General features: G+C 37.6%; 13 protein-coding genes. 5 read left to right on the forward strand and 8 right to left on the reverse strand.

The window, feature by feature from the left end; translation table 11 throughout:
• Nucleotides 1-143 precede the first annotated feature (143 nt).
• From AC012T_RS22600 to AC012T_RS22615, 4 genes are all read right to left on the reverse strand, one after another.
• Nucleotides 144-416 carry a DUF3143 domain-containing protein gene (locus tag AC012T_RS22600; protein WP_487060959.1) on the reverse strand — a complete coding sequence of 91 codons (273 nt, stop codon included), beginning with the start codon at nt 414-416 and terminating at the stop codon, nt 144-146.
• Nucleotides 417-435: 19 nt separating this feature from the next.
• Nucleotides 436-987 carry a J domain-containing protein gene (locus AC012T_RS22605; protein WP_487060961.1) on the reverse strand — a complete coding sequence of 184 codons (552 nt, stop codon included), beginning with the start codon at nt 985-987 and terminating at the stop codon, nt 436-438.
• 166 nt (nt 988-1,153) lie between these two features.
• Nucleotides 1,154-1,852 carry a Uma2 family endonuclease gene (locus AC012T_RS22610; RefSeq protein WP_487060963.1) on the reverse strand — a complete coding sequence of 233 codons (699 nt, stop codon included), beginning with the start codon at nt 1,850-1,852 and terminating at the stop codon, nt 1,154-1,156.
• A 169-nt stretch (nt 1,853-2,021) separates the two neighbouring features.
• Nucleotides 2,022-3,716 (reverse strand): iron uptake porin, encoded by a 1,695-nt coding sequence (locus AC012T_RS22615; protein WP_487060965.1) that lies wholly within the window; start codon nt 3,714-3,716, stop codon nt 2,022-2,024.
• A 103-nt stretch (nt 3,717-3,819) separates the two neighbouring features.
• Here AC012T_RS22615 and AC012T_RS22620 point away from each other — a divergent pair, with 103 nt between their 5' ends.
• The 3 genes from AC012T_RS22620 to AC012T_RS22630 all read left to right on the forward strand — a co-directional run bounded on the left by AC012T_RS22620 (nt 3,820) and on the right by AC012T_RS22630 (nt 7,697).
• On the forward strand, nt 3,820-7,035 hold the full coding sequence (locus AC012T_RS22620; RefSeq protein ID WP_487060967.1) for a type 2 lanthipeptide synthetase LanM family protein: 3,216 nt from the start codon (nt 3,820-3,822) through the stop codon (nt 7,033-7,035).
• Between the two features lie 5 nt (nt 7,036-7,040).
• On the forward strand, nt 7,041-7,214 hold the full coding sequence (locus tag AC012T_RS22625) for a cysteine peptidase family C39 domain-containing protein (RefSeq protein ID WP_487060969.1): 174 nt from the start codon (nt 7,041-7,043) through the stop codon (nt 7,212-7,214).
• A gap of 258 nt (nt 7,215-7,472) precedes the next feature.
• The gene (locus tag AC012T_RS22630) at nt 7,473-7,697 is read left to right on the forward strand and encodes a mersacidin/lichenicidin family type 2 lantibiotic (RefSeq protein ID WP_487060971.1); all 225 of its coding nucleotides are present in this window, start codon (nt 7,473-7,475) and stop codon (nt 7,695-7,697) included.
• 361 nt (nt 7,698-8,058) lie between these two features.
• On the opposite strand, the gene AC012T_RS22635 is transcribed toward AC012T_RS22630, so the two are convergent.
• On the reverse strand, nt 8,059-9,003 hold the full coding sequence (locus AC012T_RS22635) for an N-acetylmuramoyl-L-alanine amidase (protein WP_487060973.1): 945 nt from the start codon (nt 9,001-9,003) through the stop codon (nt 8,059-8,061).
• A gap of 85 nt (nt 9,004-9,088) precedes the next feature.
• Here AC012T_RS22635 and AC012T_RS22640 point away from each other — a divergent pair, with 85 nt between their 5' ends.
• Nucleotides 9,089-9,310 carry a hypothetical protein gene (locus AC012T_RS22640; protein ID WP_487060975.1) on the forward strand — a complete coding sequence of 74 codons (222 nt, stop codon included), beginning with the start codon at nt 9,089-9,091 and terminating at the stop codon, nt 9,308-9,310.
• An 84-nt stretch (nt 9,311-9,394) separates the two neighbouring features.
• On the forward strand, nt 9,395-13,126 hold the full coding sequence (gene bchH, locus AC012T_RS22645; RefSeq protein WP_487060977.1) for a magnesium chelatase subunit H: 3,732 nt from the start codon (nt 9,395-9,397) through the stop codon (nt 13,124-13,126).
• Between the two features lie 75 nt (nt 13,127-13,201).
• On the opposite strand, the gene AC012T_RS22650 is transcribed toward bchH, so the two are convergent.
• The 3 genes from AC012T_RS22650 to AC012T_RS22660 form a co-directional block, all read right to left on the reverse strand.
• Nucleotides 13,202-13,723 carry a type II toxin-antitoxin system VapC family toxin gene (locus AC012T_RS22650; RefSeq protein ID WP_487060979.1) on the reverse strand — a complete coding sequence of 174 codons (522 nt, stop codon included), beginning with the start codon at nt 13,721-13,723 and terminating at the stop codon, nt 13,202-13,204.
• Entirely contained in the window at nt 13,698-14,471 is a 774-nt protein-coding gene (locus AC012T_RS22655; RefSeq protein WP_487060981.1) for a hypothetical protein, read from the reverse strand. Before AC012T_RS22655 ends, AC012T_RS22650 begins: the two co-directional genes overlap by 26 nt.
• A gap of 627 nt (nt 14,472-15,098) precedes the next feature.
• Complete coding sequence (locus AC012T_RS22660) at nt 15,099-16,547, reverse strand: glycoside hydrolase 100 family protein (protein WP_487060982.1); 1,449 nt, start codon at nt 16,545-16,547, stop codon at nt 15,099-15,101.
• Nucleotides 16,548-17,228: the final 681 nt, after the last annotated feature.

Below are 17,228 nucleotides of genomic sequence, written 5' to 3' on the forward strand. Positions count from 1 at the left end.
CAAAATAAAAAGAAATACATTGAAGATAAATGTCTAAAATCAGGATACTCTGGATTAACAGGATGAAAAAATCCAGAAAATATATAAATAATTAAATCTCGCCAATCCTTCAATTTGGTAAATCCTGATTCTGACGACGAAATTTAGGGGCCAGAAAAAACGGCTTGTTCTATATCTTCCCGACTCAGAGAATATTTAAAGGAACGTTGGATATCTTTGTTGTTTTCTCCAGCTTGGATATATCGCACTGTAATTTGTTCGATATCTAGCCAGAGTTCCGCTTCCCAACTAGGTCTTTGCAATCGCCAGCAGTGTAGTTCGTTTTCATCTTGTTGACAACCTTGGTCTTTTAACCATTGTTCAATTTGTGGTAAAGGATGGCTATATAAAGGTGTGCTGGAGGGGGGAATAGGCATAACAAGTTTAGATTTTGGATTAAGAAATGATGAGTTTTGAATTTTTACTTGCAGGGGTATTTAGTGGATAGATGTAGGTGATTTGCTGTTGTGTGTTGGGGTTGAGACTTGGGGAAAGTAAACTAGCTTCACCACGAATGACACCAATAGCGATCGCTAGTAGCAAACAACCCACAATAGTTAATCCTAAAACAAATAATACAAATATTTCTCCAGATGATAGAGGGCGATCGCTTGCATCCAGATACATTGATTTTGAGAAATCATAAGGCTTATGTACGGAATGGTTTAAATCCGTTGGTGCTTGAATTACCCCAAAGCGAGAATAGCCAATCTTCAAATCATAACTTAAACGCCGTTCTGGATGACTGAGGGTGGCGTAAGCTTCGTTAATTTGTTGGAATTTGGCAGTAGCAACTGTAGCAGGCAATTCTGTGGTATCTGGATGATACTGTTTACTCAATTCCCTATAGGCGCGACGGATATTAATCACTGACGCGGAAGGATGCAGTCCTAGCAGGGAGTAATATGTAGTTTTGCCGCTTTGTAAATTTGTCCCGTTTTGACTCACGGCTTCGATTCACTTTGCTCAAAAATGTTTTTTTATATTTTAAATCTTTTATCGAACAGAATTCAGGAGTCAGGAGTCAAGAATCAAGGAATAAGGAAGAATAGACAACAGGTCTAGCATCTGATGTAATCTTAACGTTGCTGAATCAGAGTATGAAATGCCAAAATTACAAACTTTCAGGATCAATATTCAATTCTCTAAGTTTGGCTGCTAAACGTTCAGCCCTTTGTCTTTCTCGTTCAGCGTTTTGTTTTTCTTCTACTCCATATTCTTCTGGTGTCAGCATTAACTGTCCTTCTGGTACAAAATAACGCAATTTACCTTCATGGACACCCAAGTATAAACTTAGTTGCTGACTCCATAATAAACCTTGGGGATTCGGTTCTATAGGTTGATACTTACCACCAAGCAAAATAAAACCAGCAAATTCTGAGGTTTTAGGATCAAACCAGAAATATTCAGGAGTGCGGAAAATATCTTGATAAATTTGTTTTTTCAAACCTCTGTCTGTGGTTGCAGTGGAGGGAGAAAGCAATTCGATAATTAAATTAGGATATTTACCTCCCTCTTCCCAGACTACCCAACTATCACGAGGATGATTTTCTGTATCCATTACCACGAAAAAATCTGGACCTCGAAAGTCTTTAGTTTTAATTTGCTGAGGACTGTAGTAAACACTCATATTCCCAGCAGCAAAATAGTTATTAAATTTATTTATATCGTGCCACCACCAATCTAGGCATTTAATTAGTAGTAGCAGTTGCTGTAGGTGTAAAGATGATTCCAAGGGGGGTTCGTCACTTTCTATATTACTGGGAGGAAATAATACATCTAAACCGGGTTCAATATCTTGGGTAACGGTCATAGCTGCAAGTTGGTGGGGATCTATTTTTAGATTAACAGGACTTACGCAAAACATCACGAAAGTAGGGTTAATACCGCAACGGGCAAGCAAGCTACATGAATTACTTCTACGAAAGAATCAGGTTTTTGATTACTTCGTGCGTAAGTCCTAATATCGCTACCTTGATCCATTAAAATGTGAAGGTAGTTCTTACCGTACCAATGACGACATCAGGATTATTACTGGTTTGGTTGGGAGCAACTAGCCAAATTACACCAGGTGTAATAGAAATGTTATCATTCAATTTATATTTATAGAAAGCTTCCAGATGCAACGGTGTGGAACGATTAGGAATGGTACTAACTACGTCAGTTGCACCACCTAAAAATGGTCTATATAAGGGAACAACACCGGAACGAGTCGCATAGGGGGGAACACCGACGATAATACCTCCCAGATTACCGTTTTTACCCAAATCAGGAAAGGCGAGTGCGATCGCATAACTGTAAACATCTGCACTCTCATTATCACTTCCTGCTGATTTACCTTGTTGATTGGTATACATAAACCAACTATTGATGGCAAATTTAGGAGAAACCCGCCACAACCCCGCTACACCATAAGCGTTAATTTCTCGTCGGGAATTATCGGAAATTAAACTTGGTGAATTTGCAGAAATTGTCCCCACATCATTCAGGAAGGTCGGTGTTCCTGCGGTATAACCGTTGACGTAAGTTAAGCCAAAAGCTAAATTTCTGCTGGGTTGGATGGTTAATTGTGCTAAAGCTGAATAGCGACCATCAAATAAACCTCCAGCCGTTGTCCCATTACTACTACTGGGTGTTAAATCTTCTGGACTACTAGCGTTTGGGGCTAAATATCCTAAACTCAAGTTAATAGCAGGACTCAATTCATAATTCAACCCTAAACCCGCACCTTGGGAAATAATGCGGTAGATAGGACTATATTGAGCAAAGGTGGAAAGTGATCCAGAACCCCCATCTTCATCACCAACTGTACTAAACACATTCGGTAAATAGTCTACGTGTTCACCCCGGTTCGCAAACACGGCGGCGCGTAATTTATTACCTATGGGAAACTTATAACTGATAGTTCCTATTTCTACATTACCTGCATCATCAGGAAATTCTTGGTTAAAGGTTTGTCCTCCTTCCGGTGTGGTTTGTCTACCTCCTAATGAAGCGATAAAGGGATCTGCACCATAGCGAAAACCGCCAGCCCTTTGGGGGTGTGGAGTGCTACCTGCTTGGAGTCTAATTTTTAGCTCGTCTTGCCCTGTAAAACTACTGGTTAAGTTAAGCCTGACTCTGTTTGCAAAGATCGTGCTATTGCGAGGTACACCAACTCCAAAGGGATCACTATCCCCACTCAAAACATCAGTAATTGCAAAAATAGCTTCACCAGAAAGCTTTGTAGTTGTGGAAAATTGCTGACTTTCTAAAATTGCTGTTTGATTTTCTACAGTATCCACCCGTCCGCGTAAAGTTGCTAATTCTGGGGTAAATTCCTCTTTTAGCCGTTGGATATGAAGTAAATCTTCTTTTTTAACTAAATCGGTAGTTGATGTGGCTATTAGCTCATTCACTCTATCTAAACAAGCATTTAAACCCGCAGCAAATTCATACCTAGTCATGGCGCGGTTTCCCTGAAATGTTCCGTTGGGATAACCTGCTACACAGCCATACCTTTCTACTAAAGATTGTAAAGCACCAAAAGCCCAATCTGTTGGTTGTACATCAGACAACTGAGATACGGAATTTACTTGTGCTAAATCATCATTTTCTCCTATTTCACCCGCCCCTGCGACGGGAGAAATCAAAACTATTGGGGTTGTTAAGACTAAACCTAATAAAACTTTTAACATCACATCCTCACTGATACACCCTCTTCTGATATGCTTTACACTGGCAATCAAATAATGATAATTATTATCATAATTAAGCAATGGTGTAAACACCGAGATAGAAATGAAAAAAGTCAACTGTCAAGATTCTGCATGGTTTTGCGCTATGTCATTAAAGGAACGTATCGCAGCTAGTTCAGAAGATTTAGTGTCTGATTTCGAGTTGGGATTAAAAAGGATTCAACGCTGGAAATCGGAATCTAGCTTTGCAGATGCGGATTTATTTGCTCAAAAATTGGCAATAGAGGGAATTACCGAAGCGGATTTTTGCCGTATTTTAGGACAAACTGTAGAGTCTTTACCTTTAACATGGGTAAAAAAGATTCAGCAAGCTTATGAAAATGTAGGCGATAAAGAGATGACAACGCTGTTATCTGGTTCTAGTTTATCTGCACATCCTTGTTTTGGGTTTTTGAATGCGATCGCTCCTGTGCTTGCTCAAGGTATAATTAAATTAGAAACTGGATTAAATAATATACAAAATATTCCTGAAAATTTAAGTGATATTAATGATATTTTATTAGCAGGATTGCCAGAACAACTGCTGTTTCTTCTCAATACAACCTTAGTATTAGAACTGAATGTAGCCAGATTACAAGGTTTGTTAACAGGCGATAATGCTCAAGAAAGATTTTATAGCTTTATACAACGGTTAAAAAATCCCGCAGTGCAATTAGCATTGTGGCAAGAATACCCGGTTTTAGCCAGACAAGTATTAGAAACAATTGATCGCTGGGTAGAAAATAGCTTAGAATTTATTCAGCATCTTTGTCATGATTGGGTAAATATTTGTTACCAATTTCAGCCACCAGCTAAACCAGGAAAATTAATCAAAGTTAAACGGGGAGAAGGTGACAGCCATAATAATGGTAAGTCAGTTATTATACTTGAGTTTTCTAGCGGTTGGCAGTTAGTTTATAAACCGAGATCCTTAGCAGTAGATGTCCATTTTCAAGAATTGCTGTTGTGGTTAAATGCAAAAGGCTTTAAACCAAATTTTCCCACTTTAAAGATTTTAAATCGTGATAATTACGGTTGGGTAGAATTTGTTAACTTTAAAGAATGTCATTCAGCAGATGAATTAGAAAGATTTTATCAGCGTCAAGGTGGTTATTTAGGATTGTTGTATGCCTTAGAAGCCACAGACTTTCACTTTGAAAACTTGATTGCAGCGGGAGAGTATCCCATCTTAATTGATTTAGAATCTTTATTTCATCCTCGTAGTGAGATAACAACCACAGCAGCAGATACTTTAGATAAAGAGATGGTTGCAGATTCTGTATTGCGAGTTGGTTTGTTACCACAGATAGCCTGGGGAAATACGGAAGCTGCGGGAATTGATATGAGTGGTTTAGGAGGTGCTGGGGGACAGTTGACACCGGAGAAAGTTCCGAAACTAGTGCAGGTAGGGACAGATAGCATGAGGGTTGAACGTCAACAGGCTGTGATTGCAGGTAGTCAAAATCGTCCCCAATTAAATCAACAGGAAGTCAATGTTTGGGAATATACAAAAGATATAATTAATGGATTTAAAAATATTTATGAGATTTTATTACAACATCGCCAAGAATTAACTGAGATTTTAACGGATTTTGCAGAAGATAAAGTACGGGTGGTGATGCGTGCGAGTCGAACCTATGCTTTGTTATTGCGGGAAAGTTATCATCCTGATTTTTGGCGAGATGGTTTAGAGCGCGATAGCTTGTTTGATAAACTTTGGATAGATGTCAAAAACCGTCCCCAACTGAGTCAAATCATCACCGCAGAACAAGAAGCACTGTGGAAAAACGACATTCCCCTATTTACAACATCTCCCCATTCCCGCGATTTATATCATCAAGATACAGGTTTACACATCTCTAACTTTTTCAACCAATCAGGAATTGAATTGGTACATTATCGCCTCAATCAACTCAACGAAAAAGATTTAGAACGACAAACATGGGTTATTAAAGCGGCATTAGCTACCCTAGAAATGGGCAAAACTGAGGATAATCATCAAATTAGATTAAGGAAAAAAGCCAGCAACATCAGCATTATCACCCCAACTGCCAAAAACATCTTCTTACAAACAGCCTGTAAAATTGGCGATCGTTTACAACTCCTAGCATATAATAAAGGCGAATTTGTTAACTGGATGGGTGTAAGCGTTACCACTAATCAACAATGGACATTATCACCCTTAGGTACAGACCTATACGCAGGTATACCCGGAGTAGCCTTATTTTTAGCCTATCTGGGAAAAATTACGCAAAATCCTACCTATACAAACCTAGCCAAATCAGCCATAAACACCCTCAAACAAAGGCTTAAAAGAGATAGAGAATTAATTAAATTCATCGGCGGCTTTAGTGGTTGGAGTGGCATAATTTACACATGCACCCATTTAGGAATATTATGGCGAGAACCAGATTTAATCACAGATGCTTTTATTCTAGTTGAACAACTCCCGCCCTTAATTGAGCAAGATCAACAATTAGATATAATTACTGGTGCGGCTGGTTGCATTGGTAGCTTACTGAGTTTCTATCAAATTTTTCCAAATCAAACTATTCTCGATGTCGCTTTACAATGTGGGGAACACCTCCTCACCCACGCCCAAGCTACAAATACGGGTATCGGTTGGAAATCTCCAGCTAGTGAAAATCAACCCCTAACAGGATTTGCTCACGGTGCGGCTGGCTTTGCTTGGGCGCTGTGGAAATTAGCCATAATCACCGGAAAACAAGAATTTCAAGCCGCAGCTATAGCAGCAATTAACTACGAACGTAGCCATTTTCACCCCAGTAAAGGTAACTGGTTGGATTTACGGCAAAAAGAAGTAAAAAATAGTTTCATGACAGCATGGTGTAATGGTGCGCCCGGTATTGGTTTAGGACGTTTGGGTATTCCAGAGAATACACTAAATGAACTTATGTATAAAGAAATTAAAACTGCAATCCAAACCACTATCAAACAGGGATTTGGCGATAACCATTGTCTCTGTCATGGAGACTTAGGCAACATTGACTTATTATTAATAGCAAATGCAAAATTAGATTACCCAGAAATTGCTAGAGAAATCGAAAAAATCGCTTCCCAAATTTTAGATGATCTCCAAAAAAATAACTGGCGTTGTGGTGTCCCATTAGGAATAGAAACCCCCGGATTAATGACAGGTTTAGCTGGTATTGGTTACGGACTTTTACGCCTTTTTCAACCCCAAGAAATCCCATCTATTCTCCTGCTAGAACCACCCAAACCATCATCTAAATTTTTGCGCCTCTGCGCCTCTGCATGATCAAAATGAAATACCCAATAATTTTACAACATAATGAAGAAGATTGTGGGTCAGCTTGTTTTGCAACCATATCCAAATATTATGGACAGTTATTCACAATTACCCCTGTACGTGAAACCTCTGGAACAGGACAATTAGGAACAACATTAGACATAGGAGTGAGAATTAAATGTGCGTGACTTGAAACCCTTGTAGAGACGTGGACTGGGTAAGGATTCTCGTCTCTACAATCTTTTTCGGAGATGTCTATTACTCAATCTCAAACAAGGGGTGCAGGTATCAGGATTTACGGATAGATTACTTGACATTTGCCATGAGAATGATTATTATTCTATGGTTGATGTAAATGTCATCAATAATACTTTTACAACTGCGATTTCTGGGGAATATTTCGCTATTTCCTAGTTGAAACGTAGAGTTTTTTAATGAGGTAAAATATGTCTAATCTAGATATCATTCGTGCTTGGAAAAACGAGGAATATCGCAATAGCTTAAGTGCTGAACAACAAGAACAGCTACCAGCAAACCCCGCTGGTTTAGTTGAACTTAATGATGAAGATATGTCCTCTATTTCTGGTGGTTGTACAACCTGTGGAGATCCTTTACACACCCTGATTTACACTTGTAAACCTAAGGTTGGATTTGAAGAAGTCAGCTTCTAATTTAGTTTAGGAATATTTCAGCATATTCAATAGGACTTACGCAATTGTCACACCAAACATCTATTTTATGGTGTGGTTCGGCAAGCTCACCAACCATGTTAGATATCAAATATCTGTTTATTTGCAGGATTTATGAAGTCTGACGCACCCTAACAAAGCAAGCCAGTTGCGTAAGTCCTGATAACTTCATATCAAGTTAGCATTAAGTGCGATCGCTTCACCATAGTCCGCAACCCTAAAGATGAACTAAAAATCTGATTTAAGAAATTGGGGGTTTAAACACACCAATTTTTTGCCAATTAATGATTGGTGTGTTAAAGAAGAAGCCTAATGCACCCTGCTTTTAGGGGAAAAATTGATACTAACCAATCAATTTTTGCCAAGTCATAGCCCCGACAATTCCATCAGCAGTTAAACCATTCTGCTGTTGAAATTTCTTAATTGCCCCCTCTGTTTGTGGGCCGTAGATGCCATCAGGAGTAGCACCTACACGAAATTGTAAGTATCTGATGACCACACCACTAGTATGGGTTCCTTGGACAACTCGCTTGGCTAATATCTCGTTTAATGCCGTCCAAGTAGTACCACTTGCTGCCATTCCCGTTGGGAGAATTCCTACAAGTCTCTGGAACTTTTCAACAGCAGAAGTTGTTGCTGGCCCCGTGAAGCCATCTTCATCTAAAGTTTTACCATTTCTATCGGTGATTTTGAGTTGATTTAAGGTTTTTTGTAACCGCAGAATACTAGTATCTTTGTTCTCTACTTCATCTGGGATGGCATTGACAGGGGCAGATGCAACTTTACCAGTTAAGCCTTTAACGATCGCACTAGCCATTGCTTCGCCATCATATAGTTGCATATCTTTTGCTGAATCAATAAAGCAACATTCAATGAGAATTCCTGGCATATTTGTATTTCTAATCACATACAAATGAGAACCATTCTTAACACCGCGATTAAAAAAGCCTAACTTGATGATTTCATCTAATACTGGTTTGGCAATTTTTCTGCCAGCATCACTTTGGGCAAATACTTCTGTGCCATTAGCTTGTCCATTAAAGGCATTAAAATGAATAGAAACAAAAATATCTACTTTGTTTCTATTAGCTGTATCACAACGTCTGCCAAGAGATTGACTTACTGAACTAGCACTATCTGGTTTACAAGATATTGCTTCATGACCTAGACTTTTTAACTTAGCTATAACTTTAGTACCGACCTCTATAGTTAAATTATCTTCAACTTTAATGCCTCTAGCTCCAGTATCTGGAGGGCAATTATGCCCCATATCAATGCCAAATTTCATGGATGTATCCTCTGCTTACTCTCAAAATATCTGAAGAAGAAAATTTGCTTGTTTGGGATTTTTTGTAGTCAAAAAACACAGGTTTATGATATCACATACAGCAGGAGTCAGAAGTCAGGAATCAGGAGTCAGGAGTAAAACCCTTTTGATGCTTGGTTTCTGGTTTAAATTTCATACTTCATTTACCTACAATCTGCCCCATCATAATTTAACCAAATTAGTATTAACTAGAGATTTAGGCAATGATCATATAACTGAGATGTCAGCATCAGTTCCGTCAGCTAATGGCTATCAGCAAAAAGGCTGAAATCTAACCATCATAGGTAGATATTCTCACCATGAACCTGCAAGAATGTTTAAGATAAAAGCAAAGAATTTAATAACTTCAGGCATGAAACGCATCGTCTTGATTGCAGGGTTTGAATCATTTAACGCTGACTTGTACCGGGATGCAGCTTTTTTGGCGAATTCGCGGGTGAAAGAGTTGGATATTCGGGTGTTTAGCGATCGCGATATTACCACTAAGCGCGACGCAGTAAAAGCCGCACTCCAAGGTGCAGATGTGTTTTTCGGCAGCTTAATATTTGATTATGACGAAGTTTTATGGTTACGGGAACAGATCGCTAACATCCCGATCCGGCTTATTTTTGAATCTGCACTAGAGTTAATGAGTTTAACAAAAATAGGAGCATTTGCGATCGGTGATCAACCTAAAGGAATGCCAAAACCCGTTAAATTCATCCTTGACAAATTCAGCAATGGTAAAGAAGAAGACAAACTTGCCGGTTATATCAGCTTCCTCAAAATCGGACCCAAACTCCTCAAATTTGTTCCCGTCCAAAAAGTCCAAGACTTACGTAACTGGTTAATTATCTACGGTTACTGGAATGCAGGTGGTTCAGAAAACGTTGCTTCTCTATTTTTTACACTCGCGGAAAGATACTTAGATTTAAGAGTCGGTGACATCCCCCCACCCATCGAAACCCCCAATATGGGGTTATTACATCCCGACTATCAAGGGTTTTTTACATCACCCAAAGCATACTTAGAATGGTATCAAAGAAGGAGTCAGGAGAAAGAAAGGAATAAAATTACCCAGTCCCCAATCATTGGAATTCTTCTTTACAGAAAGCACGTTATTACCAAATTACCCTATATTCCCCAACTCATTCGTAAATTTGAAGAAGCGGGTTTAACACCTTTACCCATCTTTATCAACGGTGTAGAAGGACACGTAGCCGTCCGTGATTGGATGACAACCGACTACGAAACCCAACAACGTCAACTCGGTAACATTGAAACCCCTTCCCTTTCCTTAGAAGCCGTGAAAATAGATGCTGTAGTTTCTACTATCGGATTTCCCCTAGTTGGTGGCCCCGCTGGTTCAATGGAAGCCGGAAGACAGGTAGAAGTTGCTAAACGCATTCTCACAGCTAAAAATGTTCCTTATATTGTCGCTGCACCTTTATTAATTCAAGATATTTATTCTTGGGTACGTCAAGGGATTGGTGGTTTACAAAGTGTGGTTTTATATGCTTTACCAGAATTAGATGGGGCAATTGATACTATTCCACTGGGTGGTTTAGTAGGTGAACAAATTTATTTAGTTCCCGAACGAGTTCAGCGTTTAATTAATAGAGTTAAAAGCTGGGTTTCACTGCGACAGAAACCAGTTTCAGAACGCAAAATAGCGATTATTTTATATGGCTTCCCTCCCGGTTATGGTGCAGTGGGAACTGCTGCATTATTAAATGTTCCTCGCAGTTTAATTAAATTACTTCATGCACTTCAAGAACAAGGTTATACAGTTGGTGATATTCCTGATGATGGGGAAGAATTAATCCGCCAAATTAAAGAAGCAGATGAAATCAATCCTATTTTAAACAGGGAGCAAGGTATATCTCCCCTCGTTTACGGAGGGGTTAGTGGGGGTTCTACTGTCAATGCTAGAACATTAGAAAAATGGTTAGGATATCTTTTTACATCTCGCATTGAAAAACAATGGAAATATCTCACAGGTAGCGGCATTAAAACCTATGGAGATGAGTTTAATATTGGTGGTGTACAATTAGGAAATGTGTGGATAGGTGTACAACCACCGTTAGGAATTCAAGGCGACCCAATGCGGTTAATGTTTGAAAGAGATTTAACGCCTCATCCCCAATATACAGCTTATTATAAATGGTTACAAAATGAATTTCAAGCTGACGCAGTTGTTCATTTTGGAATGCATGGAACTGTAGAATGGTTGCCCGGTTCTCCTTTAGGAAATACGGGTTATTCTTGGTCTGATATTCTCTTAGGAAATCTGCCAAATCTATATATCTATGCTGCTAATAATCCTTCAGAGTCAATTTTAGCTAAACGTCGTGGTTATGGGGTGTTAATTTCTCATAATGTCCCACCTTACGGACGCGCTGGTTTATATAAGGAATTAGTAAATTTACGAGATTTAATTGCTGAATATCGGGAAGATAAAGAAAAAAATTATCTGTTAAAAGAAGGAATTTGTAAGAAGATTGTTGATACTGGTTTGGAGGTAGATTGTCCTTTTGATGATGCGAAAAAGTTGGGTATTCCGTTTACACCGGAAAATGTGAGGATGTTTAGTAATCATGCATTTGACCATTATTTGGTGAAGTTGTATGAGTATTTGCAAGTTCTCGAAAATCGTCTTTTTTCTTCTGGGTTACATACTCTAGGTGAAGCACCAAATCAGGAGGAGTTGGCTGGTTATTTGGATGCTTATTTTGGGGAAGAGAACGTTCGCGAAGCGTGCGTGCAACGCATACCGCAGAGACGCAGAGAGGAGGAAGAAAAGGAGATTACAGAGTTGTTAAATCAGTCTACTGATGAGTTAACCAATTTATTACGTGGTTTGAATGGTGAGTTTATTCCCCCTGCACCTGGTGGTGATTTGTTAAGAGATGGTGCTGGTGTGTTACCTACGGGTAGGAATATTCACGCTTTAGATCCTTATCGTATGCCCTCTCCAGCAGCTTTTGAACGGGGTAGAGAAATTGCTAAGAAAATTATTTCTCAACATTCAAATGATAATCAGAATTATCCTGAAACTGTGGCAGTTTTGTTATGGGGTTTGGATGCAATTAAGACGAAGGGTGAATCTTTAGGAATTTTGTTGGAATTGGTGGGTGCTGAACCTGTGAAGGAAGGAACGGGAAGAATTGTTAGATATGATTTGAAACCTCTTGATCAAGTTGGTCATCCACGTATTGATGTGTTAGCAAATTTATCGGGTATTTTTCGAGATAGTTTTGTGAATATTATTGAGTTGTTGGATGATTTATTTCAACGTGCTGCTGATGCTGATGAACCGGAGGAAATGAATTTTATTAGAAAACACGCTTTGGCTTTAAAAGCGCAAGGTGTGGAAAATTCTTCTGCGAGGTTGTTTTCTAATCCATCTGGTGATTTTGGTTCGCTGGTTAATGATAGAGTTGTCGATGGTAATTGGGAGTCTGGGGAAGAGTTGGGGGATACTTGGGAAAGCCGCAATGTGTTTAGTTATGGGAGACAGGATAAGGGACAAGCGAGGCCGGAAGTATTGCAGACTTTATTAAAAACAAGCGATCGCATTATTCAAGAAATAGATTCGGTAGAATATGGTTTAACTGATATTCAGGAATATTATGCGAATACAGGCGGTTTGAAAAAAGCCGCAGAAAAACAAAGCGGGAAAACAGTAACTGCTAGTTTTGTAGAAAGTTTCTCTAAAGACACCACACCCCGCAATTTAGATGATTTGTTGCGAATGGAATACAGAACCAAGCTACTAAACCCCAAATGGGCCGACGCAATGGCTAATCAAGGTTCTGGTGGTGCTTTTGAAATCTCTCAACGCATGACAGCTTTAATCGGTTGGGGTGGTACTGCTGATTTTCGAGATGATTGGGTTTATGACCAAGCCGCAGAAACCTATGCTTTAGATGCAGAAATGGCAGAAAAATTACGCAAAGCAAATCCTGAAGCTTTTAGAAATATAGTGGGGAGAATGTTAGAAGCATCAGGACGCAGTTTGTGGCAAGCTGATCAAGATAAGTTAGATAAACTGCGGAAATTGTATGATTTGACTGATGAACAATTGGAAGGAGTCACAGTTTAATCGTAAGGTGGGTTACGCTGTTGCTAACCCACCACATCTAAAGTAAAATTTTCCGAAGAAGCAAAAAAACATCTGCTAAATAATTTCAGTTTTTACTTCTGAAGCTATTTGAGATTTCCAACATTCTAACTTTAGAGGTCTTACTTTACTCATCTGCTGAAAATCACTATCTTGAGAAATAATAGTTAAATCGTGTTGTATTGCTGTACAAGCTATCCATAAATCATTGGGATGTATTCCCGCATCTTTGATTTTAAATTTTCTTCTTTTTTCTTTCTCTTTAGGTGCAAATGTGTTAATTATTTCTGCATGGAACTGACCATAAACTCTAGATGTTTCTTCATCTATGGGATATATCTTGGTTAAGCTTTGAGTAAACCGATTAACTATTTCTAAATTTTCTTCTCTTTTGTTTGACTTCTCCGCCATTAATATCAATTCACCATATATAATGGCATTAATAAATATTTCAGTTCCTTTTGGTAGTGAGGTTAACTTTTTTATGCAGGTTAAGTCTTTTTGGATAATAATAAAACTACAATGATTCGTGTCTAGCAGATACACCCTAACCTCACTCTCTCCGCACTTCATTGACATATTCTAAACATTCCTCAAAATCATTTCCTGCCCATTCTGGAGATGTTTTAAGGAAATCTAACAACGATTCTACAGTATTTTTGTGCTGATTTTTTTGTCTTTCAATTTCCCATAAAATGGCTTTAGCTGTGCTTACTATTTTTCTAGTAATTGAAATACTATTTGATGGTTTAATTTTTACAATTACACCTTCTGATAAATATTTAATTCTCTCAATTTCCTCTTGTTCAGCACCAGCACTATATTTTTCTAGTGCTTCAAGCATACAAGAAATTGCTTTATAGAATTTTACAAATTTTTTTTTAACATCATTAAAATTTATTTCTCTCTCTTTTTGTTTATCCAATTCTTGATTTTCAATTTCTTCCATTATTGATGATGCTTTATTTAGTTCTTTTTGCCAGCCAAAAAACATTTCTAATTCCACAAAATTAGCTATTAATTTATTCGCAAGAAAATCACTATGTTTATTTCTTAAATTCTTTACATTTTTGTAAATTCCTTCATATATTTTAGCCCTAGCCTTTGAATTTAGTTTTAGTTGATTTTCTTGTGCATCTTCTATTTTTCTAAATGCTATTTCTATTTTAAAAAACAATTTCCTAAAGTCTTCTTTCGGAATAGTAGCATTTTCAGTTGTAAAAATTTCTTCTAGCTGCTTTTTAATTGCTTGAATATTTTCCTCTTGTTCCTTAATTTCATTTTCAGTAATTTCTATTAACATCATATCTTTTAGTAAAAAAGACATAATAATCACCACTTTGTTAATTTTAAGGTTCTTATACCAATTCTAAGTGAGGCTGCACATAATCATGAAATCCCTTGATTAATCCATCTTTATCTGTGTACCCTGCGGGAAGCAAGCTACATCTGCGTCCATCTGCGTTCAATTAATTATTGATTCTTGATATTTTATTCTATGCAGCTTCATATTAGTTTGGTATTACCTTATTTTACACCCTCTTAGACTTTCGTGTGTATCTATTCCAAAGTTTCTCTGTTTTACGTATTGTAGTACTCAATATCTCTTGTAGGGTGCGTCAGACCGATAAATTGATTATTCTCAACAGATTTTTGACATCTGACGCACCTTACTAATAAGACAGTTGCATAAGTCCTGATTCAGCAAAATCCCCAGATCAAAAAACCTTCGCTATAAATCACAAACCTGAGAAGTATTTCCAGCATCAAACTCCTCAAAACTAATTAATTCTAAATATACAGGATTTCGCATTAATTCATTGGCTAATAAAAAGCCACTAATTGTAAAAGTTTGATATCTCCGTGCTTCTTTAGCAATTCATAAAAGAGAAAAAAGCCCCATATAATGACATAGGGGCTTGAAAAATATTGTTCATTTTGGACAGTTATCTTATTACATAGACAGATAAGGGTCAATATTGCTAACTTCAAATTCACAGGCTCTGGAAATTGATTCTGGAGGTAATTTATCAAAACTAACTAATGGTAAAAACTGAGGATTATCCATTAGTTCTTTAGCCAATAAATACCCTGCAATTGTCCAAGTTTGATATTTGCGGGCTTGTTTACCAATTAATCGTCCTTTCTTACCATCATAATATTCTGGCCATTCATCTTCACTCAAACGCGCTTTGGCAATTTCCATGGCTTTTCTAGCCATACCAGTTTTATTGGTTTTCATTGATGCTGCGGCTAACATCCACATTAAAACTGGCCAACTTCCGGCATTATGATAAGACCAAGGTATATTTTTAGGATCACATCCTGTCACAACTCTATACTCGTCATGTTCTAAAGCCGGGAAACAGATTTTCATGGGCATATCTCCCACTAAATCATCCCATCTTTTTTCAATCAGAGTCATAATTGATTGAGATTGTTCTTCAGTTGAAAGATCACAAATAATCGCCATCAAATTTCCCAGTGTAAAGAAGCGAGTATCTAACTGGGAAGGGCCAACATTACCAGAAAAATAACCACCTTTTTTAGGTAGCCATTTGTCTAATTCATAATAAGGTAGAGAATCTACATAAATGTTAAATAGATTCACCGCTGCTTTGCCATATTCTTCACTTTTGAAGCGATAAATTGCATTGAGACGATTAATATCTATCCAATAATGCTGACGAATATGACCACATAGCAAAGGTAAGCGGTTATCAATTGCAGCGACGATATCTTGATTACCTTTACAAATTAGTAGCTCACGAGCTACACGCAATGCAGCAAAAAATAGCACTTGAATTTCTAGCGGATGACCATAGATACCCATGCGTCGGTCAATCATGCAAGCTCCGTCTGGAACTAATAGCGTTGGATACATATCAAAACGATTAGCCAAACAGATTTCCATGATTAGCTTGATACCTGTTTGGAATTCAGGTTGATAAGCCAGAGCATAGTCATTTGTTGCAACTACGTAAGCACGCAGTAAAATTAGCCACCACAAACAAGAATCTACAGGTGTGACTCTAGCGATCGCGTGTTCTCCAAAATCAGCTTCTAAATGTTCTTCTCCATTGATAGAAATAACTTTGAAGCTCGCTGGTATCAAACCCCGACCAGGTTTATATGCGTCTAATGCTCTTTCTTTAGGCTGTAACTTTAAGGTTTCTTCTAGGAAATTTCTGACAATATCTGTTCTACCTTTAATCAAAAAAATTAAAGCGGAAGAAACAAAATCTCTAACAAAGCACTGGTCATAATTTAATGCCTCAACAGACGGATCATAAGCAGCTAAAGTTCCAATAGGACGACCTTGATAATAGAGAATTGAATTCTCTAAAGCTTGCCATGCCTCATTTTCTATATTGTCAGTTGCACTTAATTCATTTACTTGCATCGCCAGAATAACTCCATTTAGATAGTAATTTTGTAGTAGATGCACCTTTATTTATTATTTATATTTGCTATTCTCCTCATCACACAACTGATTTTTTGAAGAGCAAATGTAAATCATATCAAGCAATACTCCAACGAGAACAGTTACAACTGCTGAATATTAGCAAATCAATTGATTGTTAATTTGCTTTTTATTAAAAATCTTTCGGTGAATTTTACTAATCGGTTTATCCACATCAATCAATAAAAATTATCCTCAAAACAATTATAGAAAGATACATTTTTAGATTCTGCATCGCCCTATTTTAAAGTTCAGGACTTCGCTTTACTAAACAAAAATATATCCCTATTGCTGTTTAAGGTTTATGTGAAGTTTAAACCCCTTGCAGTATATTTACCTGGCTAGAATTGACTGTTTGAAACTGCAAATTAAATTATTCCCCTATAAGTTAACAATTTATAACGTTTTTTCGCAATATGCAATATGGATGCGTAAAAATTTAGGATATCAATTTTGATCAAGGATTGTTCATTGTATCCTAATGACCAAGAATTTATCCAATCAATAGCTTATGGTAGAGAATCCCAACAAAACCACGTATACATGAGTAAGGATATATAACAGCTTTTTTTACCGCTCTCACAGCTTACTAGAGGCTATAAAAGCCAAAATAAACTTATT

Source organism: Anabaena sp. EIM26, from assembly GCF_057568715.1.